Source organism: Chitinophaga hostae, from assembly GCF_018224885.1.
In the GTDB taxonomy this organism is placed as follows: domain Bacteria; phylum Bacteroidota; class Bacteroidia; order Chitinophagales; family Chitinophagaceae; genus Chitinophaga; species Chitinophaga hostae.
The window spans coordinates 20760-47067 of the sequence record NZ_JAGTXB010000026.1 but is presented as its reverse complement, the minus strand read 5'-3'; the positions used below and the strand labels follow the sequence as shown (position 1 = coordinate 47067).

Below are 26308 nucleotides of genomic sequence, written 5' to 3'. Positions count from 1 at the left end.
CCATGGCATTATCTTAGTCTAGTCTCTACCGCACTATACGCATAAAAGGTGTACCGCTATGATGTTTAGAAATTATGTCAAGATCACACTAAGAACGCTCTGGAAAAACAAGACTTACAGCTTCCTGAATATTTTTGGGTTAGCCATAGGCCTGACCTGCACAGCTGTCATCTTTCTTTGGATAGAAGATGAAGTGACATTTGACAAAATGCACGCAAAAAGGGACCGGATCTACCAGGTGATGGAGAACTGGGAATACGATGGCGTACGGACTTTTTCTTCCACTCCTTCCCCCATGGCTGCCGCTATGAAAGCAGAGTTACCGGGTATCCGGCAAACCTGCCGCGCCTCGGAGGGCTTAACCAATGCCGTGTTTAGCATTGGAGATAAAACATTGTATGCGGGAGGTATGTATGCAGATTCCAGCCTGTTTGATATTTTCACGCTTCCGTTTATAGCCGGTAATGCTGCTAATGCATTCCCCCAATTATATTCGATTGTCATCACTGAAAAAACCGCAAAGAACTTTTTTGGTGATACAAAAAATGTGATTGGCAAAACGGTCATGGTAGATAATAAACAGCCGTATGTGGTAACTGGTGTGATAAAGGATATACCGGAAAATTCCAGCATACGGTTTGACTGGGTAGCGCCTTATGAAATATATTTCCGTGAAAATCCTTATCTGAAAAACTGGGGGGCTAATTCCGTCAGCACCTACGCAGAACTTGCTCCCAATGCAGATCTTGCAGCTATCAACCGTCAGCTGCAGCATTTTATAAAAGATCATGCCCCCGATGCCATTAGCCATGCCTTTTTATTTTCAATGAAGGACTGGCGTTTACGGGGACGGTTTGAAAACGGTGTGCAAAGCGGCGGACGAATTGAATACGTGCACCTGTTTTCCCTGATTGCGTGGATTATCCTGTTTATAGCCTGTATCAATTTTATGAACCTGGCCACGGCGCGCAGTGAAAAACGGGCAAAGGAAGTAGGTATCCGCAAAGTGATGGGCGCAGGTAAAAGTAAGCTGGTCATACAGTTTATCAGCGAGGCATTGTTTATGTCCTTGCTGGCAGCCGTTATTGCGGTAGTAGTACTGTTCCTGGTTTTACCCGGTTTTAATGCGCTGGTAGATAAAAACCTGACAGTGGGTCTGAATAACCCGGCACATATCGGATGGTTGCTGTTGATCACGGTCGTTTGTGGTGTAGTAGCGGGCAGTTATCCTTCGTTGTACCTGTCTTCGTTCAATCCTGTTTTTGTATTAAAGGGAATAAAAATAAAAACCGGCAACGCTACGTTCATCCGCAAAGGCCTGGTGGTGGCACAATTCAGCATATCCATCATACTCATCATCTGCACCGCCATCATTTACCAGCAGATACAGCATGTTAAAAGCAGGAACCTGGGTTTTAATAAAAACAACCTGATTTCGATGCCCATCAAAGGGAATATGGTACAAAATTTTCCCGCCATTAAAAATGCGCTACTGGCTACCGGCACTGTACAAAACGTTGCACTGGCAGATCACACGACCATTTATGGTGGTAACAATACCAACGATATCAGCTGGGAAGGTAAACCGGCTACTGATAAAATCCTCATTTCGCAACGGCTTATTGGTCCGGAATACATTAGTACTTCCGGCATGGAAATCGTTTCCGGTAATGATTTCAAGCCTGTTGCAGCATCTAATGGCATGGATGTGCTGATCACCCAATCGCTGGAAAAGCTGATGGGAAAAGGAAGCGCGGTGGGAAAAACATTGCTGACCCCACATGGCGATTCTGTGATCCGTTCCAGGGTAGCGGGTGTAGTAAAAGACTATGTATATGGCAACATGTATGGCGCGCCTGATCCGGTAGTGTTTTATTGCATACCGGAAGCAGCGAACCTCCTGTATGTACGGATGAACACCGGCAATGACAACGAAGCGGCCATCGCTAAAATTGGTGAGGTAATGAAACAATATAACCCGGCTTATCCTTTTAGCTACCGGTTTGTGGATGACCAGTTCAACGCGATGTTTGAGAATGAAACCCTGATGCAGCAGCTTTCCCGGTTATTTGCCTCCCTGGCCATAGTGATCAGTTGTCTTGGTTTATTTGGCCTTGCCGCTTACACTGCTGAACGCAGAACAAAGGAAATAGGCATCCGTAAAACATTGGGGGCCAGCGTGGCGGGCATTACCCGGTTATTGTCGGCCGACTTCCTCAAGCTGGTTGGCATCGCCGCCCTGATAGCTTTCCCGGTAGCCTGGTATACAATGGACCAATGGCTGGAAAAATACCCTTACCGGGTAAGTATCCAGTTTTGGGTATTTGCGGTGGCGGGCCTGGCCGCCATGATCATTGCGTTGCTAACCGTTAGTTTCCAATCGATAAAAGCCGCACTGATGAACCCTGTAAAGAGTTTAAAGGCAGAATAAGCGTTTCAGCGATATATACTGAAAAAGCCGGCACTGACAAGCGTCCTTCGCCGGCTTTTTTCATGGCGGCAGGGTCAAATTAACGGGAATACCACTAGATAAGACGAATATACATTGGTCTCCTACGAATATGCATTTTGCCCGACGGATATTTCGGGAAGTCATTAGTTTAGCGATAACAATTCACCATTAATACACGATTATTCAAAGCGATCAAAGCAGGGCATCCTTTGATGAATACACCAGGTTGCCAAAAGCAGCAGGTTTTCAAAGGCATTCCGTTGTAACACCGGTCGCGGTCAGTTCAAAAGCAGCCAAATGAAGAACAGCGCTTCTCCTTCCGCCATTATAAGTTGATTTTCCTGTTCTTCATTTTTGCTGCGCCTGCCTGCCACCGGTACCCTGCCTCCAGCCTATTACAGCCACCCAAATGGAACTACTTTCCTAAACTTCCAACTCGGTAATTCCTAATTTTCCGTTTCATTTGCTTACTTACTACTAAGTAAGTATATTTGTACCGCCCAAACGGCGCTGATATGTCTGAAACGAAAGATAAAATAGTGGCCATGGCCGACCGCCTGGTTCGGACCAGGGGATTCAATGCTTTTAGTTATAAAGATATTGCTGATCCGCTCGACATTAAAAATGCAGCGGTGCATTATCATTTTCCTGCTAAAGCAGACCTGGGTGTAGAAGTGATTGAACAGGAAATAGAGAAGTTCAACAGCAGCACGGCGAAATGGAAGCACCTGCCAGAAGATGAGCAGTTGGCGAAGCTGGTGGATGTATTCCGTAAACACAACGGGCAGGGTAATATTTGCTTAATGGGTTCACTAGCCACCGACTTTGAAACATTTTCACCGCCTATGCAAACAAAGGTGCAGGAAATGGCCAATGGTATTGTTTCCTGGCTGACCAATTGTCTTGAACAGGGGCGGAAAAATAAACGGCTCCATTTCAAGGGAGCGGCAGATGCGCGGGCGCTCATCATCATGTCCAATTTACAGTCTTCCCTGCTTTTATCCAGGGTAATGGGACCATCAGCTTTCCGCAGGATTGCGGATCAGCTGATGGAAGATCTGTGTCAAAAATAATATACTATGAAAAGAGTTGTCATTACCGGAATGGGGACCGTATCTCCTGTAGGGAACAATGTTACGGATTTCTGGAATAGCCTTGTAAGCGGGAAAAGTGGTGCTGCCACTATCACGCATTTTGATGCCAGCCGGTTCCGCACCCGCTTTGCGAATGAGCTGAAAGGCTTTGACGCATCTGCGTTACTGGATAAGGCAGAACTGCGTAAAACGGACCCATTCACACAATATGCGCTGGTAGCCGCTGATCAGGCGATCAAGGATTCAGGCCTGGACTTCTCCGCCATGGATCCGTTTGATACCGGTGTTATCTGGGGCTCCGGACAGGGAGGCATGCAGACCTTTGAAGAGCAGGTAACCGAATATGTTACAGGCGATTTCAACCCGAGGTTCAGTCCTTATTTTGTGCCCAAGCTGATCACCAATATGGCTTCCGGCATGATATCGATCAAGTACAGGTTAATGGGGATCAACTATACCACGGTGTCTGCCTGCGCCACCTCCAATACCGCCATTATGGATGCATTAACGTATATCCGTATAGGTAAGGCAAAAGTAATTGTGACCGGTGGCTCCGAGGCGCCTATTACGCCGGCATCCGTAGGTGGCTTCTGCGCCATGAAGGCGATGTCGGTTCGCAACGATGACCCAACCGCGGCTTCCCGCCCGTTTGACACAGACCGTGACGGTTTTGTAATGGGTGAAGGAGCCGGCGCATTGGTACTGGAAGAGTATGAACACGCCAAAGCCAGGGGCGCGCATATTTATGCGGAAGTAGCCGGTGCCGCTATGACGGCGGATGCCTATCATATGACCGCCACCCATCCTGAAGGGCTGGGCGCTTTCCGCGCCATGCAGCAGGCGCTGGAAGATGCAGGCATTAACAAAGAACAGGTGGACTATCTGAATGCCCATGCTACATCTACCCCAGTGGGTGACCTCAGTGAAACTGCGGCCATAGCCAGGCTATTTGGCGCCACTCCTGCACATTTACATATCAGTGCCACCAAATCCATGACGGGGCATTTACTGGGCGCCGCAGGGGCTATAGAAGCCATTGCCAGCGTGATGAGCATACAACAGGGTATCATTCCTCCCACTATCAACACACAAACGCTGGATGCAGCGATTCCTCCGGGCTTGCAGATCGTATTGACAACAGCCATAGAAAAACCCGTACAGGTAGCCATGAGCAATACTTTCGGATTTGGAGGACATAACGGCATTGTTGTCTTCCGGAAAATATAAAAAGCCAAAAGGGGCTGCAGCTAAAAAGCTGTAGCCCCAGGGGTGAATGCAAACACCCTTTTATGGTAAGGTATTAAAATTAATCACCGGCGCAACTCCTGATGCCGTGCGGGTGAATGGTGTATTGATTGGTATAAACTGGGAGAAGAACCCGCAGTTACGCAGATAGAATTTATTTGTTTCCACACCACCTGCAAAGTCCATGCGCGACTGCGATGCTGCAGTAGCATCACCGGTAAACTGCGCCTTTGTTAACTCATACCAGGTGCCATTATTATCTCTTGCCCACTGATTTCCATATTGTCCCTTTCTGCCTTTATAACCTGTTTCAGTAGAGAAATTTTCCAGGAAAGAATATAAACCTGTCAGATAGGTATTTGTTTGCGGACGACGGAAGCTCGCAATCAATTGCCAGGCGCCCGTTTCAGGGGCATAAAACCAGGAAGTGAATTCCGTTTTGTTATTCGCTACCGGCACTGCGCGCGTTAAAAAACGATAGGTGGTACCTGCCTGCCAGTTGTATACCAAGTAGCTCTGACCGCCCGCGCCCTCATTTCCAAAAGACCCGGTTTGTACATTCGGACCTTTGCGCAGCAGCTCGATTTTCAATGAATCAGGAATGTTGTTTGGGTCGTCGGTATCTGCCGGGCTCCATACGGAAAACAATACTCTTCTTTCCGTAGTACTGTTTACCTGTATACCAAAATACCCCTGGCTGAATCCGTTGGACATAAAATAAGATCCCACCGGATCCTGTCCGGCAGGCACTGTAACCTCGTTATAAAACCATTCTATGTTTTTACCGGCGGGCTGGGTATAGCCCAGGTGTACAGAAGGTCCTCTCCTGCCCCAGTATACATCTGTTTGTATATAATTTAACCGCCCTGTGGTAGCAGCACCGCTGATATACAGGTCTGACAGATCAGCGAAATAGCCGCCTGTTTTAGACACTCCCTGGAAGTCTACTTTCACATAGCCGGTATCCGTTAGATTGTAATCACCCACGTCGATAGTATGATAAGTACTACCCGTGGCAGTAATGGTTTTAGACTGACCAGCAGCGGTGATCCTGAGCTGACTGGTACCGCTGGCCACTTTTCCGCGCAAAGCCAGATGTAACGTGCCTTTGGCACTGGTGCGGAAGTAAGCGCTGAATACCGAGTTACTGCTGGTCCAGTTGGCAAGGCCATAGTCTACCACTACTTCCGCGGCGCCGGCATTGCTTTGTGTAAGCCATGCATTGCTGCCCAGTGCTACCGCAATATCTGTCAGCCCGGAAGCGGTAACAGGCGGTTGTTTTTTCATATCTTTTTGTGCATCGCCGGAGGAGAAGCTGGTTTTGGCACAGGACATCAGCGACAGGCATCCTGCTGCAAGGAGAAGGTGGAATGTAGGTTTCATGGCACTATATATTTTGGTTAAAAAAGAAAAAACGGGTTGTTCACTCATGGATATTACATCCGCTCGTTTGCGCACTGAAATTGGCTCATTGGTTGACATTATATTGTCCACTCGTGGGTATCATCGTTCACTGTTAATACTATTTGTTTACGCGCTCTTATCTAAATGTTTCCTGAATTTAATACCTGTGCCGCTGGCTTTGAAATCATACAAAACAATTATGACAATGTAATGACCCGCGTATCCATCGGCAGGATACCTATTGTTTTTTTTATCTCCCGAAAAAATTACCGGCATCGCGTAGGGGTAACAGGCAGGCATGCTGTCGTATTCTAAAGTTCTAAAAAATCATTTTTAAGAAAGTACATCATTATGAGACGTAGATTAGTACGCCGGTCATCATTGCACCAAAAGAAAGGATACAGCTGTTTATTATTCGCTTTACTGGCTTTCGCGCCAGCACAGCGCCTGTGGGCACAGCTGGGCGCCACTTCATTAAATGGTCCGGGCATGGGCATCAGTGTTGATTATTTACCAGCATCCCGCTATATCCGGCCGGACAGTGTTAAAACCGGTTCCACTACTTCGCAGGTGCGTTATAACTTTGGCGCCATCTTTATGCTGAGCAGCCATGTTGATACAGCAACCGGGAAGGTAAGAAACTGGACCCTGGCGGCTTCCGGCAGCTATTCCACACTCACTAATAAAGACTACGAGCATCACGTGCTGCCCGAAGAACTGCTGGGCACCCAGCTGGCGTTGCAGCATTTCCGCAGTATCGGTAACCGCTGGGGTATGGTGAGCCTGTTGTCCGTAGGGCTTTTCACCGATATGGAAAAAATTGATCAGCAGGATATTTTTATCAATGGTGGCGTGTTATTCGTAAAGCAACCCAACCGCAGGTTCTCCTATGGCATAGGTGCCATGCTTACCAGTACCTTTGGTACACCTATGATATTGCCCGCTTTCCTGATCAAATGGCAAACCGAAAACAAGATCAGGGTAGATATTAACTTCCCTGAAAAATTAAGCGTATCCAGTAAACTGAATAAACACACGGATCTTGCGCTGGCCTTCCGTATGAACGGTTCCTCCTATGATGTGGAAAACGGCGTTGACGGAAAAAGACTGATGGGCTATTCAGAAATGAGCCTGGGACTGGAAAACACCTGGCACCTGAGCAAGCATATAGACTTTGTTGCATCCGGTGGCAGCATCATCCTCAGCCAGATCAGCTTCAAAGACAAAAAGCTTTCCGAGATGTTTAATGACAAATCGAATCACCGGCTCGCTACCAATTATTTCTTCAGCACCGGTTTGAGATGGAATTTCCGGCCGGGGCGTTAATAAATTCACAAAATAGCTTGTCTGCCTTGCATCTGTTCATCGATGCGGGGCAGATACGTTTATTTAGTTGTTATCTTAGCAGCTATGACAACAGGCATCACATCACTTTGTCGGCGCAAGGTATCAGCTGTAATGTAGTGGCGGCGTATTACCATGATCATATTTTTGTGGCCGCGTGGGATGCGGAGAAAGCGATACAGGTATTAAAACAACTGGCCGATTAAAACCTTTGCGTTGATCATTTCTTTTGACCTTGACGATACCCTTATACCGGGTGTAAAACGATTCCCTACAGAACGAAGAGGAATCTGGCAGCGGCTTTTCAGCCGTGAAAAAATAAGAGCCGGAACGATTGCGCTTATGAAAACATTAAAAGCCCGCGAACACAGGATATTTGTTTATACTACGTCTTACAGATCACCTGCATATATCCGGCGGTTGTTTTTTTCTTATGGTATTTTTCCGGAGAAGATTATCAACAAATCCCTGCATGATAAAACGCTAAGGGAAAGGGCTGCACTGATTTCCAAATACCCGCCGGCGTTTAATATTGATGTGCACGTTGATGATTCACCGGGTGTAGGTATGGAAGGGGAACGTCATCACTTCAATACCATTATTGTTGCAGAAGATGATGCTGACTGGGGGAACAATATATTGCGGGAACTCGAAAAAAAATACAGCTGACAGCCGCATATGGCTGTCAGCTGTATGCTTATTACCTTACCTCGTAAGCCGGCTGTGCCGGCTCTTTGTAAGGCTTTGTCTGCAGCAGCTTTTTTATTTCTGTAATGGCGCGTTCCAGTTGGGGGTCCACTCCTTTTGCCATATCTCCGAGATTTTCATCTACTGCGATATCAGGATCTACGCCGTGTCCTTCGCGGAACCAGGTGCCGTTGGCATCGAACATACGGAAGGAAGGCACGGTGATTGCGCCACCATCAATTAACCCGGGCATGCCGCTGATCCCTATCAAACCGCCCCAGGTGCGTGTGCCGATGAGCGGCCCCAGTCCTGTTTTGCGGAAGTAATCAGGAAATGCATCTCCTCCCGAACCACTCCAGCCGTTGATAAGCATTACTTTAGGACCAAAGTGCGCATACCCCGGCCAGGCTGAAGGAGGGCCGTCCCGCACCGCCCAGTAAGCCAGTGGCTTGCGGTTGAGCATTTCGATAAAACGATCGGGAATTTGTCCGCCGTTATTGAAACGTTCATCTATCACCAGCGCCGCTTTATCCCATTGTCCGTTAAACTGCCGGATCAGTTCATCCTGCCCGTCGATCCCCGTGCTGGGCACAAAGATGTAGCCTACCTGGTTATCGGTAGCATCAGCAATACGTTTGCGGTTACTTTCTATCCATGCCAGGTGACGGAGGCGGTATTCTTTACCGATGGTTTTTACAATGGCTGTTTTGGCCCCATCAAAGGAAGGACGGGTGTTATAGGTCAGTTCCACTGCTTTTCCGGCGAGCGATTGAAACGCGCTGTATGGCTCCTGTGCAGTGGTAAGCGGAACGCCATTTACGGCCAGGATATAATCTCCTTCGTTGATATTGATACCCGGTTCGTCGAGTGGATTGCGGGCTTCGGCATTCCACGCCGCGCCGCGGATGATGCGCTTTATTTTATAGTAGTTGCCATCCGCCTGCCAGTCTACACCGAGATAGCCCACATTCTCCACTTTACTGTCTTCCAGGTCGCCGCCGGAATTGTAGGTATGGGAAGCATTCATTTCGCCGATCATTTCGTTGATCACAAAGCTCACTTCTTCGCGGGTACGGGCGCCCTCCAGCAAAAGCAGGTATTTATTTTTCACGCCGTTCCAGTCTACTCCATGCATGTGCGGGTCATAGAAATAATCCCTTTCCATGCGCCAGGTGTCCATGAACAGCTGTTTCCATTCTTCTTTGGGGTTTATGGTCATTTCCATTTCCTCCACGCGCATGGCCGTATCTATTTTCTGATTTTCCGCTACATCAATGATGCCGTAAGGACCGCTGTTGATGAGTATTTTATTCCGGTCGGCCGACAGCTCATAGGTGCCTGGATTCTTGATAATCGTTTTCACCTGCCTGGTGGCGATATCATAATACTGCAGGGTCGATTCACCACTCGTTTCCTCTTCGGTAGGCGCAGTGCTGCTGAGGAACAGGATCTTTCCTTTTGCCGCGCCGAGACGGGTGTACAGGCCACCTGGCACCGGGAGTAATTCCATCCGGGCTTCCAGGTTATCCAGGTCTATTTTGGTGGCTGTTGTTTTATCTTTGTCGGTGGTATCCTTTTTTGTTTTATCCTTTTTTGCTTTCTCTTTAGCCGCTGCAGGCTCTTTTTTCTCATCTTTTACTGCTACGGCGTCGTTGCGGGTAGCGAGCAGGGAGGGCGTTGATTTTTCCAGCCCTATAACGCCCAGCATGGTGCTGTTCGCATAGATGAACGTGTTGTCGATGCTGCTATAAGTAGGCTTAAAAGATTGATTGGTGAGGATGTACAGGTATTTTCCTGCCTCATCAAATACGGGTCTGCTGCAATCATAAAAACCACTGGTTACCTGGTGACGTTGATTGTTTTTGGTGTCGAAGAGGAAAACAGCTTCGTGGAGATTGTTGAGATCGCGGCTATAGGTGAGCCACCTGCTGTCGGGTGTCCAGCTGAACCGGAAGCCCTCGAGTACATCGGGAGAATAACGCAGCGCCTGATCTACTGCGGTAGTTTTGCCGCTGGTTACGTCGACTACCCAGATCTTCATTGCCTGGTCTATAAAGGCGATTTGTTTGCTATCGGGCGACCAGAACGGCGTATAGCGGAAACCGGGGCCATAGCGGGTGATCTGCCGCGCTTCATTTTCTTTGCCTGCAGGGGCGATCCATAGTTCATAGTCACCTGATTTATCGCTCCACCAGGCAAGGCTTTTGCCATCGGGCGACCATGCGGGGTAACGTTCTGCCACGCCGCTGCTGCGGGTCAGGTCTTTCACATAGCCGTTGACCGCAGGCACGGAAAAAATATCCCCGCGTGCGCTGATCAGCGCGCGTTGTCCATCGGGACTGATGCCGGTGGATTGTATATATTTTACGGTATGCAGGGTACGTGGTTTCAAGGCAGCCAGATCGGTGGTGATGGTGATTTTCACTTCAGCAGACTGCTGTGTATTGAGCGCCATTACATACAATTTGCCATTGGCTTCGTACACAATGTCTTCCGGGCCCATAGAGGGAAAGTGCACATCATAGTCCTTATAATGTGTCATCTGTTCGTATGCTTTGGTATTGGTATCATAGCGCCACAGGTTCATGCGTTGCTCTGTACCGCGGTCTGACAGGAAGTAGATGTAATTATTGTACCACATCGGGAATTCGTCGCCGGCCTCACTTTTGGCAGAGATATTTTCCGATTGCTGTTTCGAAAAGTCGAATACATGTATCTCCGCTTTCATACCGCCCCTGTAGCGTTTCCAATTGCGGAAGCTCTGGGTGCGGGTGGTTACAGCCATACTTTTTCCATCGGGGGAATAACTGCCAAATTCTGCATAGGCCAGTGGCAGTTTGGTGGCGGCGCCACCGGTTTCCGGGATGGTATAGAATTGATTGAAACGTTCTTTAGTGCTTTCCCTGCCGGAAGCAAAAAGTACCTGTTTACCGTCGGGTGTCCAGTCCACTGCGCGATCGGGGCCGCCATACTGGGTAAGCCGCAGCGGTACGCCGCCGGCTACCGGCAATACGTATACATCGCTATTACCGTCGTAGTTGCCGGTAAAAGCCAGTTTACTGCCATCCGGCGAAAACTTTGGAAACGTTTCCACACCTGGCGGGGAGATCAGCTTGATGGCGGTGCCGCCCGTTTTTGGAACGATCCAGATGTCATTGGCATAAGAGAAAGCGATCTGGGAGCGGGATACATCGGGATAGCGGAACAGGCCTGCGTCGACCTGGGCCATGGCCTGTTTTCCCGCCATGGCGGCAAGAAAAATCAGGGCGGATTTCTTCATCATAAGCGTTTTAGATTTTTGAGCAGCTATTTCCTGGGGCGCCGCTCATTTTTGTTGCAGATTTAAAAATCAATATGCTAATCTATGGAAATATGACAAAAGATAATGTTAATCACATATGTAAACAATCTGCCTGATGTTCGGGTATTGTGATGGCCCTGTTACCCGTTTCCCGAATGTGCAAAAAAGATAGATTAGCCCCTGTAGGGAGTCCCGGGGCAAATAAGTGTGTATAAAGCCCGCGGCGCGTGATATTTCCGGCAGCTTACGCAAAAAAAAACCGATCTTTACAGTACATCAAATATATTATCAAAATATGGCAAGATCCCAGGAAACAGTTGGTAAAAAAGAAAAAGAAAAGAAAAAAGCAAAACAACGCCAGGACAAGGCAGAAAGAAAGGAAGAACGCAAAGCAAACAGCGGGAAAGGAAAGAGTCTGGAAGACATGATGGCTTACATTGATGAAAATGGTAACATCACTGATACACCTCCAGATCCGAGCAAAAGAAAGGAAATTAACGTAGAAGACATCCAGCTGGGCGCTACCCGGCACGAACCGGCAGAGCCGGCGGAACTGATCCGCAGAGGTGTGGTAAAGTTCTTCAATGAGTCCAAAGGTTATGGATTTATCATTGACCAGCAAACGCAGGACAGCGTGTTTGTACACATTAACCAGCTGACAGAACCGATCCGGGAAAAAGACAAAGTTACTTTTGAAGTAGAACGTGGACAGAAAGGTCCGAGTGCCGTTAACGTAAAGAAAGAAGTAAAAGGTCAACTGCCTCCGCAGTAGCCACCAGTGTTTTAACAGGCTGGCCTTTTTGAAATAAATAAGATCTGAGCGGTTATGGATAACCGCTCATTTTTGTGCGTGGTCAGGACCAGCTGCCACCGTACCCAAATGATCACAAAGTGCAACACCCGCTGAAAAAACTATTCCAACGCCCTGTTATCTGGCTCTCCAACAGATTTTCCTCCAAACCAGACAGGCAACAGGTATTTGCTTCCCTATCGCGACTGCAGGAAGATATTTTGCAGGGAAAGCAACCAACCGGATTGCTGCTCCCTTTTGACCAGGAGCAGGCCCGCTTTGTTATTTTTTCGGATCAACATAAGGGTGGTAAAGATGGCGCTGATGATTTTATGCCGGCGGAGCAAAACTATCTTGGTGCGCTCAGTTACTATTACGACCACGATTTCACCTTCATTAACCTGGGCGACTGCGAGGAGCTATGGGAATGTGCACCGGCAAAAGTAATTGAGCAAAACCGGGCATCATTACTGGAAGAAGCCCGGTTCCTGGAACAGCAGCGGTATTTCCGGGTGTTTGGTAACCATGATCTGCAATGGCATTACGAGGTGCCGCGGCAGCAGTTCCTTAAACCTATTTTCGGAAAGAAGCTGAAAGTATATGAAGGGCTTATACTGCAAACCAGCTACCAGGACAAAACATACCGCCTGTTGCTTACGCATGGCCACCAGGGCGATATGCGCAGCGATGGCAACGCTTTCAGCAAATGGTTTGTTGCAGCGATATGGACACCGATACAACGCTTTTTTGATGTACGCACGGATACCCTGTCTGATTCCTTTGACCTGGCTGATCGCCACAATATCATCATGTATGAGTGGAGCATGCAGTACCCAAACACTTTTCTAATTTCCGGACACACGCATAAACCCGTGTTTGCTTCGCTGGATCATATTGACCGGCTCACGAAACAACTGGAAAAGGCTCAAAGCAAAGGTGACAGCGAACAGGCAGGCATCTTACAAAAAGCTTTAGCAGCAAGACAAGCAGAATATGCAGGCAAACAATTTGTAAAAACGATGGCGCATCCCTCCTACTTCAACACCGGTTGCTGTTGTTTTAGTGACGGCGATATCACCGGTATTGAAATTGCGGCCGGGTTTATCCGCCTCATCAAATGGCAGAAAGGAGACACCGGGCCTGTGCGCGTAGTACTGGAAGAATGCCCGCTCTACTACCTCTTTGATCAGATGGACTGATCCTTTGCCTGCTGCAGGAATGCCTGTTTTACTACCTTGGCAGTTTTATGATCGCCGGTATGGCTCCAACCCGGCGGCATTACGATGTACAGCAATTTATTTTTCACACCCGGCGCCTTACGAATATCTTTCCACAGGCAATACAGTTCACCGAAATATACATCCAGGAAATTATTGGGATTCATTTCCCTTGAAATGCCGTACTCGATCTGCATATCACGCTTTTCATGCTGGAAGGTACCAAATACCTTATCCCAGATATTGAGCAGGTTGCAGAAGTTGGTATCCATGTACAGCGGATTTTTAGCATGATGTACGCGGTGGTGCGAAGGCGTAAGAATGATGGAGTTCAGGAAACCAAGCCGCCCGTCTTTGATCAGGTTCTCACCTGCATGAATAAACGAGCCCCAGAAGCCGTCAATGAACATGATAATAAATAACAGGGGCGGATTCACGCCCATCAGGATACAGATGCTGGTGCGGATCACATCTGCATATGGCGCTTCCAGGAAGAAATGCGCATAGGTCACAGAAAGGTTCATGGTTTGCGGTGCGTGATGGGTGGAGTGTAAACACCAGAACAACCGCACCTTGTGACCAAAGTAATGATAGATAAAGTGGGAAAATTCCCAAATCACATAGCCGTATATAAACCAGTACCATTTCAACGAAGTATTAAACAGTGCATACTTTTCCAGCACCCCGATACAAAACACCACAGCCGCAATAGAAATAAACCGGGAAATAAAACGGTTGGCTACAAAGATGAAGAAAGGCATTTTGTAATCTTCGATCTTAAAGCGCTTATAAAAAATTGCCCTTATGATTTCCAGCAGCAACAGGAAAGGCAGTATGGGAGAAATCACCGAAAATATGCCGTTTAATGTCAACAGCACTTTATAGTTACCCGTTCTGCACACTTCTATGAGTTGTGAAATGCCGAGGAAGGAAATTAATTCATGAAATATCATCTCAAAGAAGGCCATAACGCAGTCTGATTTTTATTGTTTATCGTGGATACCTCTAATTGTACATACAAATAGATACTTTGTTCGTACAAAATACAAAAATAAACTACAATTTTCCAAACATCGGCGCCTTTTGTTAAAAGCGTACCTTTATAGAAAGAAGCTATCATGGAAGACGCAGACAAGCTAAAGCGCATAGTGGAAGCGAGGATGAAGCTAAAAGCCCGCTTCGAACAGAAGATGCAGGACACCCCGTCAATGGCCGACAGCAAGCCCAAGGGTTCGGGAAATCCGAACCGTCACGGGATGCCAGTATTGCCCGTAGGGCAAACCATTACGCATAAATGGCCGGTACTGGATCTCGGAATACAACCTGAAATAACAACCGCCGAATGGCGCCTGATAGTAGATGGTGCAGTGGCGCACCCGGTGGAGCTTACCTGGGAAGATTTTATGGCATTGCCGCAAACAGAAGATACTTCCGACTTTCATTGCGTAACCACCTGGTCAAAGCTCAATATGAACTGGAAAGGCGTACGGTTGCTCGATCTGGCGGCACTGGTACAACCACTGGATACGGCTACGCATATACTGTGTTATGGTTATGACGACTATACTACCAACGTATCGCTGGAGGAAGCCCTGAAACCCGATGTGCTGCTGGTACATACTTATGAAGGGGCTCCCCTGCCGGAAGAACATGGCGGCCCGGTAAGAATGATTACACCTGAATTATACGCCTGGAAAGGCGCCAAATGGATACACCGTATTGAATTCCTCAACGCCAATAAATTAGGTTTCTGGGAAGAGCGCGGGTACTCCAATACGGCATATCCCTGGAGAAATGACCGTTATAGTTAAGACATTATTTAAGCGCAGTTACAAAATAGTCCAGGCAATCGTCGCGTAAACTGTGCTGGTAAAAATCGTCGTGCGCAATACCTGCCGTAACATCTGTTATTTTTTTGAGGAGCAGAAAACGATTCAGGTTATTGAGCAGCGTATACGGGCCGCGCAACAGGAAAGCCGGCAGCCGGTATTGCAGGCGGAAAATATCCAGCCGGGCGATGTTGTCGACAGCACGCTGATTTTCCCCGTAATAAGCCATCACCGTTTCATTGCCATATATCCCTTCCACTTTTACTTTTGGGAAGTGCGCATTCATCAATGCAAACATCTCCCTGGGCAGGTATTCTCTTACATGAAACGGATTCCTGCTAAGCGACATCATTCTGTTAGGCGTAGTTAAAAACAGGCGGCCGCCGGGTTTCAACACTCTCCTGATTTCGTGCAACAGGGCACTGTCGTTGCGGATATGCTCAATCACCTGGAAGCAGATCACGGTGTCGAAACTGTTATCAGCGATACCTGTTAATACCGGCAGATTACATACCTGGAAAGCAGCATTGGCCGGCAGTTGACCAGCAGGTTTCTTTTTGTCGACCGACAGGTAATGGGCCGTATGCGGCGCCAGCATCTCCATTCCATACCCTTCCCCGCAGCCCAGTTCCAGCACTTGCTTATCTTTTAAACACTGTAGCGGCACAGCTTTGTAGGCGAATACATGCCGTTGAAAAACGTAGTTATTGATGTAGGATGAATTGTTGGTTCTCTCTGCCGTTTTTAGTAATGCAATCATGGTAATGCCGTCTTAAAATGATTTAAAAAAGTACAACGGCGATCACCGTCATACCAAAGCATTACTAATACACCCTAACATCAAAAAACCCTTATCGCCTGCGATAAAAATTTATGTTATAAAAAACACCCAGCTGAAATCCAAGCCAGGCTTTGGTATTCCGGCCTTCGCCATAGCTGTTGCTGATGGTATAAGGTGGCCGGATAAGATTCAATTCTTTATAGAACTCATCCATCTGCTGTGGAGTTGAAGGCATCAGTTGAGCATTGCCTTCATAGCGGATCAACAGGTTATTCCATACTACGCCTGCCTGTATACGAAAACGTTCATTCAGTTGCCGTTCGGCCAGCAGCGCTACTTTCAGATGCTGTGTCTTTAACATCCGCGGTATATCCATCGTATCATATGATTGCTGCTGATTACCGGTAGTTACCTGCAGATGTATACGCCAGTCTTCCGCCACACGTGCAGAGATACCACCACCCCATCGAAAGCCGGATACCTTAAAATTGGTACTCCAGGAACCGATGCCATACAGGAAAGGAAAGCCCATTTGTATAGCAGGATTTGCATAATATACTTCATCGGCGCTAACGCCGGCATTTACAAGAAAGGAAAATGGCCCTTGTTGACGGCGGCCTTCTGAGCCCAGCGCAACGGGTCTTTGATAGCGGTTGGAAAATGTATTTTGCAGGATAGTGCTGATGCCGGATATAATGGATGACCGCTGAGCAGCATTGGTATTTTTTGCCGTTACTGCTTTCGCCGCCTGGCTCGTTGTTGCGGCGTTTATGTGTTCAGCGGAATCTGTCCATTTAAAAACAAGGTCGTTATGTTCCAGCGTATCTTCCTGCCTGCTACCCCAGCCCCAATGCAGGGAGGGCCGTGATAAACGACCTGTGAACACGCCCGCACGCCTGGCGGTATCCGGTGCGGTGTATTTAGATAATAAAGTGGAATCCGTTTTTTTAAGAGGATCGGGAGGCGTTTGTTTTACCACATCTTTAAAAGATGTATCTGCGGCGCTATAAGTTAAATAGATCGATGGCAGTGGCGGCACCTCCCCCAAAGGCAGCATTGATAATGGTTTCGGCACGAGTTCAACAGGCTGTTTTTTAACTGTTGCACGCACTTTGGTCTTTACATTATTAGGCCGGGGCGGCTGATCAACAAAAATAATATGCCCACCCAGCACTGTATAGTATATACCGGTGCGTTCATTAATAGTATTGAGCAATTGTGCTACCGGCATAACGCCTTTGGATATGGGAATAATCCGGGAAGGCGGATATTTACTGGTGTTCAGCGAAAACCTGGCCCCCGTTTGGCGGCTGACCATACTAAGCAGGGAATCAAACCGGATGGGAACTGCGGGCAACTTAATTTTTTGTTGCAGGTTCACCCGGTTTTGCTGCGCACTACAAACAGATACGGCTACGATGGGGATCAACAGTGCTATAATATATTTTGTACGATTAATTGCATCCGCTACCACTGATATATACGGTATCTTTTTCAATCCTGTACTGGACATTCAACGTAATTGATATAACCTCAAAAATAAATTCAATTGATTTGTTGTCGAAGGCGCTGCTCATGGTGCAGGTTTCCAGCCTTTTATTTTTAAAAACCACGGTAATCCCATATGCTTTTTCCAGTTCAGCTGCTATCGACTTCAGGCTGGCATTGGTAAAATTAAAGGACTTCCCGTGTTGGGCAATACTATCTGCAACGGCCATACGAAATTGCTGAAGATGCCGGTCATAGATACCTGTTTCCCCCGCCTTTACCGTGAGGTTGCTGCTATTCCGGTACATGTTCACTGCGCCGGATGTTACTGCTACTGTGATGGCGCTGCTGTCCTGTTGTACCTTAAACACTGTTCCCAATACTTTTATTGCAATGTCGCCGGCGTTTACTATAAACGGCTTACCGGGATCGGATGTTACATCAAAGCTGCCGTTTCCTGTTAAATAAACGGTTCGTGTATTACCGGCAAAGCCGGACACATATTTGATGGCCGCGGAATTGTTGAGGCTTACCAGGGAGTGGTCGGGTAATGTGTCGTGTAATTCGGCCTTATCGGCCTGCCGGGTTACCCATAACGGGGCTGGCGGAGCAACTGTTTTATGCAGCAGCCCGTAAAATCCGGCAGCAGTTAACAGCAGCAATACAGCCGCGGCCGCACTCCAGCGGCCCCGGTTGACGGAAACTATTTTAACCGGTTTTTGCGTTTTTCTTATAGCGGCCAGCACTGCCAGTTTATCGGGCAGCTGCCAGGTATTGCCGGGGGATGTTTGCTCCCATAACTTCATGGCCTGGTCAAATAATGCGCGGTTGCTCCCGGAAGCATCCGCCCAGTCATCCACTGCCATGGCCTCTTCCGGGGAAGCTTCCCCCGAAAGGTACTTTGCCAGTAATTCATCATCGACTTGTATGTGACCGGGACTCTTCATTGGTAATAATATTTTTACAGGAGAAAGAAAATAATAAGACTGATCAACAGATCCAATAATTTTTCCCGTAATATTTTTAGTGCTTTGCCCATTTGTGCCTCAACAGTTTTAACAGAAAGCCCCATTTCGGCAGCTATCTCGGCATACTTCTTTCCTTCAAACCGGCTTTTTGTAAACACCAGCCGGCATTGGGGAGAGAGAGCGGCTACCTGGTCCATGATCCGCCGGTTGACTTCCTTGCCCATCAACTCATTGCCGGGATCGCTGGCTATGCCGCTGTTTTCCGATACATAACGGGCTTTTATTTTATCATGTCGCTTAATATTCAGACAATAATTGTATACAGCTGTATACAGGTATGATTTTACAGATTGCTCCTCGTCTATCGTGTCTCTTTTCTCCCAGAGTTTCAGGAATACGGCCTGCACGGCGTCTTTTGCATCATCATTATCTTTCAGGATCGTAAAGGCATATCGATGCAGTCTCTCATACCAGGTATGAAAGTATTGTTCGATCTGTATCGCCAGTTTATCTTTCTCCAAAGGCCTTCTTTGCTGTTGTACGTTATTAATACACCTTCATAAGGAGATACCCTTATATCGCTGAAAAAAAATTATTGCTTTATAAAAGACACCAGTACCGGCAATAATTCAGGCGACAAAGGTAAGGGTGATTTGTTATCCGGGGAAACGGCGCTGCCGCTTTTTAACAGGTGAGTCATTCCGTTGATCATTACCGCATTGGTAGCGGGTTTACACGCTTTAAGAAGCGTCACCTGGGCGGGTTTTACCTGTACATCGGCCGTACCGCCAACAAGGAGCACCGGCATTTTGGCTGCCGGCAGCAATGCGCAGGGGTCGAAATGGAACGTACTTTTCCAGAAGGTAAAGTTATTAGGATTAAAAATAGCGTTCAGCTGGTCGGGGACACTGGCAGGCGCCTTATCCTCCCTCAGGTCATTTAAGATACCTGCTGCCTGCCGGTACAGTGTATCCGACAGCCTGGGTTTCAGTTGTTCCAGCACTACCTTATCCATGCATTCGCCGGGGGTAGACAAGGGGATCAGGCATTTAAAGGAGATCTCCTTTGCCATCATGAGGCCGATAAGGCCTCCTTCGCTGTGCCCGATCACAGAAACAGCCGGGAATCTTCCGCTGCGTTGCAGGTGTTGTACGCAGCTGATGGCATCGGCGGTATAATCGTCGAGCGTCGTAAAAACCGGCGCCCGCGTAAACCCGGTACTCTGGCCTACCCAGCGTTTATCGTAGCGGAGGGAGGCGATGCCGTTGGCCGCCAGGCCTTCTGCCAGCTGCCGGTAGGAAAATCCGTTGGGGCCCAGGTCAAATAAGCTGTTGCCATTACGGTCGGTGGGTCCGGAGCCGGCAATAATGAGTACCACCGGCGTATGTTGTATTCCTTCCGGCTGGGTCAGCGTACCATATAATATGCCGCCATCAGTAGTTTGAATGGTATCCGGCATTTCATTGCGGGCATATACCACCTGTTTATCCCTTGCACCTATCAGAAAGAAGCCTACCATTTTATTGGTGCTATCCAATGCCACCCGGAACTGCAGCTGCGCCCGTTCAAAGTTATTGCCGGCAGTTATGATATAGTTTCTGCCATCAAATATTATTTTTTGTGAGACAACAGCCTCCCACTTCCCATACTGCTGCTCCAGTTGTTGCCACACGCCTTTCAGCATATCTGCATTTACTTTTTGCAGCATACTGGTTTGCATGTACCTCCTGGCGCCTTCATAATTACCTGTGTTCATCTGTTCAAAAAAGCCCTTTACGATGGCTTCTTTTTGCTGCGCAGTAGCTGTAAACATTGCGCCCCATAACAAGATGAGGATAAAGAATCGTTTCATATGATCAGGATTGGTGGATTAATTTTTTATAGATAACGTAAGAATAAACTGTTGATATCAGGGTGCTGACAATCAATACCAACAACAGTATGATATGTGCCCATTGTTCGTTTACAAGCAACGTTGCAATAAAACCTGCGGTACCCAGTACAAACATCACTACACCTCCGAGGCGATGTGTTTTACGCCATACCGTTTCATTTTTCAGCGTCCATGGCGTACGGATGCCCATGTAAGTATTGGGCCGTACATTATACATCAGGTTGCCGCATACCGCCAGGAATACGAGGATAAACTGCGGTATCATTCTCCCGAAATCCACCTTTCCTGCCAGCAACAGCGCACACAAGGGAGCCAGGGACACTACGATATGGGTGCCCACCCATATAATAACATAGTGCTGATGCGAGAGCGGCTTATCATCACTGTTACGGTACATCACGGAATACAACCGGTATATAAACCAGTTAAGTAATATCAATAATACAATACTGCCGATATAACCCCATACTGCGCCACCTTGTAATTTCCCCGCACCTGTCAGCATCGTATATACAGGAATAGCCGTGAATAACAGGACCAACCCGGCCTTCACCATATACATCACCGGTTCCAACAATGCTGATTGTTGCTGGATAGCTGGCTGCCATTTTTTTACAACCAGTGCCAGGTGGAGCAACAAATAAATAACGACGGATACCAGTAGCATCCCTCCTACCAGGCCTATGGGCGACATGCGCCCATCCACCACCCAATGCCCATTTTGATCGATGGTATAGTGCGAAGGCAGCAGCTCCGGTAACAGGGGCTTCAGGTACCAGTATACCCCCAGCGGGCAAAGCATCAGCACGATCAGCGGAATTTCCTTTAACCATTTATTTTCCTTCATAGCCGGGCTTCTTTTTTGGGGTAAGGGGCATTGCAGCTGCGGTAAACTGTAACATCCATTTTAATAATTCGTCCATCACGGTGGTATTGAGGGAGTAAAAAATGTATTGCCCCTTTTTCACGCTGGTCAGCAGTTCCGCCTGTTTCAGCAAATCCAGATGATGCGAGATGGTCGGTTTTGAAAAGTTGAAATGATCGGCAATCTGGCCGGCGGTCATGTCCTCCTTTTTGAGGAGTTCCAGGATATCCCGGCGGGTTTTATCGTTGAGCGCTTTAAAAACGTTATTCACTGGTATATATTTAGACAACTATCTAAATACTAAATTAGCTATTTTTCGGTTATCCGGATTTTTTTTTGATGATGATAAGAAGATAGTGAGGTGGTAAAAAAAATCCGCAGCGCTCCCTTTCGGGATAACGCTGCGGAAGGAATAGGTATAGGAATACCCGGCTACGGCAGGATTGTTACTTCCGTGCCTTCATTCCAGTTTTTGTATTCAGGCGTGTAATACAGGTAACAGTTGCTGGCCTTGGCTTTGTAGGTACCCGGCACATCGGCTTTCAGATCCAGGTTGACCGTTTTGGTTTCATGACGACTGAATCCCATCCAGTACAGCACCAGGTAGTTATCAAATATTTCGTAATAGGCCACGGCTTCCTTTTCCTTCAGTTCCCTGAGTTGCCAGGGCTGTAAAGAAAGACCGGCGGGTATACCGATTTTTGCAATAGACATAGGCTGCAGGATGTCTTTTTCGTTTTTCACCGAAATTTTCATTCGCACGGTTTCACCGGTCCTCGTGCGGGTATCGGCCAGGCTGGTGCTGATACGCAGATCGGCTTTGTCGCTGTTCGGCGGCTGCATGGTGTAGTAAGATAATTGCAGGTTATAAGGAACGCCTGTTTTGTCGTTGCTATAGTGCACCGAAAATGTATTGGCACCAGGTTTCAGCAAAGAAGCAAAATCGTTTCCTGCGGCTACTTTCCGGGCATTTGCTTCAAAATCAATGGCGCCTGCAGCCGCTGCCCTCTCTTTTAGTTTCATATATTCCACAATGGCGTTCAGCGCCAGGATGGTTCCCTGCGTAGAGCCGTACCCATAGTATGTTTTCCCGGATAGTATTTTAGAGATGACAAATGTAATGGTAGTCATGTCGGGGTGCTGATCCCGCAGCAGCGCCATAGCATATAACGCTAACGACTCTACGCGCAACGATGCATCCCTGGAATTCACTACCGTTGTAGTGGCGGCGAAATTATTTTTTTCATAACTTGTTTTCAACGCCTGCATCAGGTGTTGATAGTCATTGCTGTTTTTCATGTTGCTGGCAGCGAGGGCCATTAATCCCATCTGGTAGGCATCCGCGGAGGCCAGCGCTCTTTGCACCGCTGTGTCGTATTCCTGTTGTATCTCCTTTCCTATTCCTGCCTGCGTCAGGGCGTATACAATATATGGATTGGCTACTGCATTGGGAACGGATGCAAACCGGTCATACCCGCCGGATGCGAGTTTGAAACCACCTTTGCCGTCTCTTCTGCCCAGCAGGAACGCTTTTGTGCGGGCCAGCATTTCTTTATCAACGTTGATGAAGGCCTGCATATCGGTAAACTCGAGCAGTCCGTAAGCTGTAAGTGCTTCATGCGCCGGGGCATGTCCAAACCATTCAAAGCCCCGTTCTGATGTTTCAAAGCTGATCAGTTTTTTGTAACCTGCTTCTATATATTTCATGGCTTTGGCTACTACTTCCGGATTTGAGTTACCTGATTCGCGGAGATATTTAAGGATAAAAATATTGGGATAAGTAGTGGAGGAAGTTTGCTCGAAGCAGCCATAAGGTTCCTTCAGCATAGATGCTATGCCATCCAGCAGCTGTCCCTCCAGGGTGGCAAACACCTGCAATTCCGTTTTGAGACTGCCCGTTACAGGCGCTCCCAGGTAGAACGAATGCGTGGCCGATTTATCGCCGGAAAACGTGTTAAACACCGGGAATCCTTTTTCTGTGGCCGTTATCGGCAACGACAAAGTTTCTGTTCCGGTGGCGCCGTTCACCGTGAACTTTATATTTCCGTGAGCAGGACCGATGGCTTCCAATGGAATCAGCACCTGCCTGGAACTAGCGGGGACCAGCACTACCTTCTTGTCGTACTGACCGGCACTCAGCTGCGCCGGCAGTTCCAGGCTGATACCCAGTTCCAGGCTGGAAGTCCCGTTATTTTTAAGCACCAGTGGTACCAGGGCACGATCGCCAACCGTCAGGTAAGGAGGTATTTTAGCGTCGATCTGTAATGCATTTTTTGCAGACCAGGTAGCTTCCGCCCGGCCGGGTTTCCCGTTCCAGGCAATACCTTCGGCCACGGCGCGGAAAGTGGTGGCAGCATCGGAATTATAGAACTCCAGGGTGGCGTTACCATCCTTGTCCGTTTGCACCACCGGGTTCCAGTAAATGGTTTCGCGGAAGTCGTCCCGCATGGTGGTTTCCGTGCTGGCATATTGCGGTGCATAAAACATTCTTACCACGGAATATTGATTGCTGACACCCGGAACATATTTCGTATTGTAGTAGTTAGCCTTATTCAACCCAAGCCTGATACGGCCGCCTGTTTTTTTGGTGCTGATCAGGATCACGCCGTTGGCGGCGCGGCTGCCAAAGAGGGCCAGCGCCATGCCGTCTTTAAACACTTCGATCGATTCAATGTCATTAGGATTGAGGGATTCCAGCATGCCCTCAAAGGCCACGCCGTCGATAATAAACAGTGGCTGGTTATTGCCCGTGAGCGAAGCGTTCCCCCTGATCACGAATTGCCGGTTGTCTGCCGGGTTGGCCTGCCGCATCACCTGCAGGCCTGCCACGGCGCCCTGCAGGGCCGTTTGCACATTGGGCTGCAATTGAATATCATTGGCAACGACCATTACAACAGATCCGGTCCTTACTTCTTTTTTTTGGGCGCCATAGCCTACCACTACCACTTCATCGAGGGCCTTATTATTACCAAAGGGATGCATCAACGAGTCATTCTCCCGCTGTATGATTTTCGTTGCCCTCGCGTATTCCTGCTGCTGTGCCGCCGGCCGTATACCGGCATATTCTTTAAAGCTGACTTCTTCCGCCAACAATTTCCTGGCCCGGATCCGGTTATTGTCGATCCCATTCTGCTCAATATTAATATTGACGTTTCCCTTTCTGCCGGCAGCTTTGGCAATGAGATAATAGCTGGCCCGGGGATCCAGACCAGCGAAAAAAAACTCACCATCTTCTGTTGTATTCATTTGCAGGGCTTTATTCTTCGCCGCCATATTCACCAGGAATACCGTCGCCTTCATCGGTTGCTGTTGCTGGTTGGTAATGTTGCCACTTATCACATAGCCCTCGTCCGGCAGATATTTCAACGTTGGTGTGCCCTGCAACTCAGGGAGGTAGTTAAAATACCGGTAGCCATGGGTTAGCATTACCAGGTCCAGCGCAGGACCCGCTTTAGGTTCATCTTGCTTAAAATAAAATAACGGCTCCTCTATTTTTCCACTGAGTTCGGAGCTCATCAATAACCAGGAGAGAATGTGATCCTGTTTATCATCTGCGTAAGACCAGAGCTTATCGTCCATTACAGCCAGCGATAAATTGGAAGGCAGCGGTGTACCGTTGCTATCGGTAGTTTTAAGGGTTAACACTACTTTCTCCCGTGGCAGGTACTGCGACTTGTCTGTTGATATTTTTACCTGTAAGGTGTTATGCTTATTAAGGAAAACCAGTCGCTCCGCCAATGGCAGTCCATTTTTCCGGGAAAGCGTAAACCTGGCAATCCCGGCGGGGAAAAGTGTTTGATCGATTTCAACGATTTGCCGGCCTTTCTTTACACTCAGGTCTTTAACAGTATAAACAACACCTTTTGTTTGTCCGGCCAGCGTTAACTCCTCTGCGCTATTGGCCGCTATATGGAGCAACAACTTCTCCCCTGTTTTCACAAAATTCATGACTACCCCATCCGTCGTAAACGCGGGGAAGGCATACTGCTGCGCGATATGCAGCGGGGAAATAATTTTCACCTTATAATTTTTCCCGGCAGCCGGCGTAAAAGGAAACTTACCCATGCCGGCATAATAACTTTCGAAGGCCGCCACTTTATTCCCAGCATCATCCCATACTTCTCCTTTTATATCAACCGGTTTACTATGTTCGTTGATGGCCCTGAATGCAATATTGCCGGTGAGCCCTGCTACCAGTGATCCTCCTTCGGGTAACAGTTGTAGATCTATTTTATTCAGCACAATCGGGATGCTTCGGGAGATGGCTTCTTTGTACGCATCATAATCGATGGTAACATTTAGCAGGCCATCTGTGGTGTTGAGGGTATCAGGGAGTCTGAACTTCAGTTGTGCTTTTCCTTCCGCGTTGGTGGTTAACTGTTCCGTGCGCACCATCTTACCGCCCAGCGACACCTTATACTCCGCCTGGTAGTTGCCGATGGGCTGATCGGACAAGTTGCGAACGGAATAATCGGCGATCACTTCATCGCCGGGGCCGTAGCCTTTCTTTGGAAAATCGAGCTTCATTAAAACCCTTGGTGCGATAACCTTTTGGAGGGTCAGTTCCTTTACAAAAAAGGAGCTGTCTTTTTCGTTACGCATCCAGGTAGTATAGGCCCGGAGTTTATAAATACCGCCTGGGGCGTTGTCTTCAAAAGTATAGGAGCCCTGCGTAAAGCCATCCGTTACTTCATAGGTTAGCTTTTTGGCCACATTGCCGGAGGGATCCAATACCTCCACAAACACCACTTTACTGAGTACCCCCGGTTTCTGATCCTGCGCGTTGACCAGGTAAAGTTTAAAGAATACATCCTGCCCGGGTTGAAAAAATACATGACTGGTATGTATGTAGATCTTCTCTTTATACTTTGTATAATCCGGCAGCTGTGCCATACAAGTAAACGTGGTTAACAGGAACATGCCGATGCAACAGATGATATTTTTCATAT

Annotated in this window: 20 protein-coding genes; 9 read left to right on the top strand and 11 right to left on the bottom strand. The window is 47.9% G+C overall.

Translation table 11 applies throughout. The features are described from left to right. The first annotated feature begins 58 nt into the window (after window positions 1-58). The 3 genes from KE626_RS31480 (at window position 59) to fabF (ending at window position 4773) form a co-directional block, all read left to right on the top strand. On the top strand, window positions 59-2431 hold the full coding sequence (locus tag KE626_RS31480) for an ABC transporter permease (protein ID WP_249207848.1): 2373 nt from the start codon (window positions 59-61) through the stop codon (window positions 2429-2431). A gap of 536 nt (window positions 2432-2967) precedes the next feature. Next, on the top strand, window positions 2968-3525 hold the full coding sequence (locus KE626_RS31475) for a TetR/AcrR family transcriptional regulator (RefSeq protein WP_211977054.1): 558 nt from the start codon (window positions 2968-2970) through the stop codon (window positions 3523-3525). A 6-nt stretch (window positions 3526-3531) separates the two neighbouring features. Beyond that, window positions 3532-4773 (top strand): beta-ketoacyl-ACP synthase II, encoded by a 1242-nt coding sequence (gene fabF, locus KE626_RS31470; RefSeq protein ID WP_211977053.1) that lies wholly within the window; start codon window positions 3532-3534, stop codon window positions 4771-4773. 60 nt (window positions 4774-4833) lie between these two features. On the opposite strand, the gene KE626_RS31465 is transcribed toward fabF, so the two are convergent. Beyond that, window positions 4834-6174: a DUF3472 domain-containing protein gene (locus tag KE626_RS31465; protein WP_211977052.1), complete on the bottom strand. Its 1341-nt coding sequence runs from the start codon at window positions 6172-6174 to the stop codon at window positions 4834-4836. A gap of 372 nt (window positions 6175-6546) precedes the next feature. On the opposite strand from KE626_RS31465, the gene KE626_RS31460 reads away from it, so the two are divergent. The 3 genes from KE626_RS31460 to KE626_RS31450 are packed head-to-tail and all read left to right on the top strand — an operon-like array spanning window position 6547 to window position 8208. After that, the gene (locus tag KE626_RS31460) at window positions 6547-7521 is read left to right on the top strand and encodes a DUF6268 family outer membrane beta-barrel protein (RefSeq protein ID WP_211977051.1); all 975 of its coding nucleotides are present in this window, start codon (window positions 6547-6549) and stop codon (window positions 7519-7521) included. A gap of 17 nt (window positions 7522-7538) precedes the next feature. Then, the gene (locus KE626_RS31455) at window positions 7539-7745 is read left to right on the top strand and encodes an ACT domain-containing protein (RefSeq protein ID WP_249207846.1); all 207 of its coding nucleotides are present in this window, start codon (window positions 7539-7541) and stop codon (window positions 7743-7745) included. 10 nt (window positions 7746-7755) lie between these two features. After that, complete coding sequence (locus KE626_RS31450) at window positions 7756-8208, top strand: hypothetical protein (RefSeq protein WP_211977049.1); 453 nt, start codon at window positions 7756-7758, stop codon at window positions 8206-8208. A gap of 31 nt (window positions 8209-8239) precedes the next feature. On the opposite strand, the gene KE626_RS31445 is transcribed toward KE626_RS31450, so the two are convergent. Next, the gene (locus KE626_RS31445; RefSeq protein WP_211977048.1) at window positions 8240-11509 is read right to left on the bottom strand and encodes a S41 family peptidase; all 3270 of its coding nucleotides are present in this window, start codon (window positions 11507-11509) and stop codon (window positions 8240-8242) included. A gap of 313 nt (window positions 11510-11822) precedes the next feature. On the opposite strand from KE626_RS31445, the gene KE626_RS31440 reads away from it, so the two are divergent. Further along, the gene (locus KE626_RS31440) at window positions 11823-12299 is read left to right on the top strand and encodes a cold-shock protein (RefSeq protein ID WP_211977047.1); all 477 of its coding nucleotides are present in this window, start codon (window positions 11823-11825) and stop codon (window positions 12297-12299) included. Window positions 12300-12373: 74 nt separating this feature from the next. Continuing rightward, the gene (locus KE626_RS31435) at window positions 12374-13516 is read left to right on the top strand and encodes a metallophosphoesterase (protein WP_346344512.1); all 1143 of its coding nucleotides are present in this window, start codon (window positions 12374-12376) and stop codon (window positions 13514-13516) included. On the opposite strand, the gene KE626_RS31430 is transcribed toward KE626_RS31435, so the two are convergent. Next, a complete protein-coding gene (locus tag KE626_RS31430; protein ID WP_211977046.1) occupies window positions 13504-14502 on the bottom strand; it encodes a sterol desaturase family protein in 999 nt (332 codons plus the stop codon). The genes KE626_RS31435 and KE626_RS31430 overlap by 13 nt on opposite strands. A gap of 150 nt (window positions 14503-14652) precedes the next feature. Between KE626_RS31430 and KE626_RS31425 the strand changes: the two genes are divergently transcribed. Continuing rightward, on the top strand, window positions 14653-15345 hold the full coding sequence (locus KE626_RS31425) for a sulfite oxidase-like oxidoreductase (protein ID WP_211977045.1): 693 nt from the start codon (window positions 14653-14655) through the stop codon (window positions 15343-15345). Window positions 15346-15349: 4 nt separating this feature from the next. Here KE626_RS31425 and KE626_RS31420 read toward each other — a convergent pair whose 3' ends face one another. The 8 genes from KE626_RS31420 to KE626_RS31385 form a co-directional block, all read right to left on the bottom strand. Then, the gene (locus tag KE626_RS31420) at window positions 15350-16123 is read right to left on the bottom strand and encodes a class I SAM-dependent methyltransferase (protein WP_211977044.1); all 774 of its coding nucleotides are present in this window, start codon (window positions 16121-16123) and stop codon (window positions 15350-15352) included. A 91-nt stretch (window positions 16124-16214) separates the two neighbouring features. Beyond that, a complete protein-coding gene (locus KE626_RS31415; RefSeq protein ID WP_211977043.1) occupies window positions 16215-17657 on the bottom strand; it encodes a hypothetical protein in 1443 nt (480 codons plus the stop codon). Then, entirely contained in the window at window positions 17599-18579 is a 981-nt protein-coding gene (locus KE626_RS31410) for a FecR family protein (RefSeq protein ID WP_211977042.1), read from the bottom strand. Before KE626_RS31410 ends, KE626_RS31415 begins: the two co-directional genes overlap by 59 nt. Window positions 18580-18593: 14 nt before the next feature. Next, on the bottom strand, window positions 18594-19121 hold the full coding sequence (locus KE626_RS31405) for an RNA polymerase sigma-70 factor (RefSeq protein WP_211977041.1): 528 nt from the start codon (window positions 19119-19121) through the stop codon (window positions 18594-18596). A 71-nt stretch (window positions 19122-19192) separates the two neighbouring features. Next, window positions 19193-20452: a serine aminopeptidase domain-containing protein gene (locus KE626_RS31400; protein ID WP_211977040.1), complete on the bottom strand. Its 1260-nt coding sequence runs from the start codon at window positions 20450-20452 to the stop codon at window positions 19193-19195. A 4-nt stretch (window positions 20453-20456) separates the two neighbouring features. Then, window positions 20457-21341, bottom strand: a complete 885-nt coding sequence (locus KE626_RS31395; RefSeq protein ID WP_211977039.1) for an SdpI family protein — start codon at window positions 21339-21341, stop codon at window positions 20457-20459. Beyond that, complete coding sequence (locus tag KE626_RS31390; RefSeq protein WP_211977038.1) at window positions 21328-21630, bottom strand: autorepressor SdpR family transcription factor; 303 nt, start codon at window positions 21628-21630, stop codon at window positions 21328-21330. The genes KE626_RS31395 and KE626_RS31390 overlap by 14 nt, the downstream gene beginning before the upstream one ends. 161 nt (window positions 21631-21791) lie before the next feature. Continuing rightward, the gene (locus tag KE626_RS31385; protein WP_211977037.1) at window positions 21792-26306 is read right to left on the bottom strand and encodes a TonB-dependent receptor plug domain-containing protein; all 4515 of its coding nucleotides are present in this window, start codon (window positions 26304-26306) and stop codon (window positions 21792-21794) included. Between the last annotated feature and the right edge of the window lie 2 nt (window positions 26307-26308).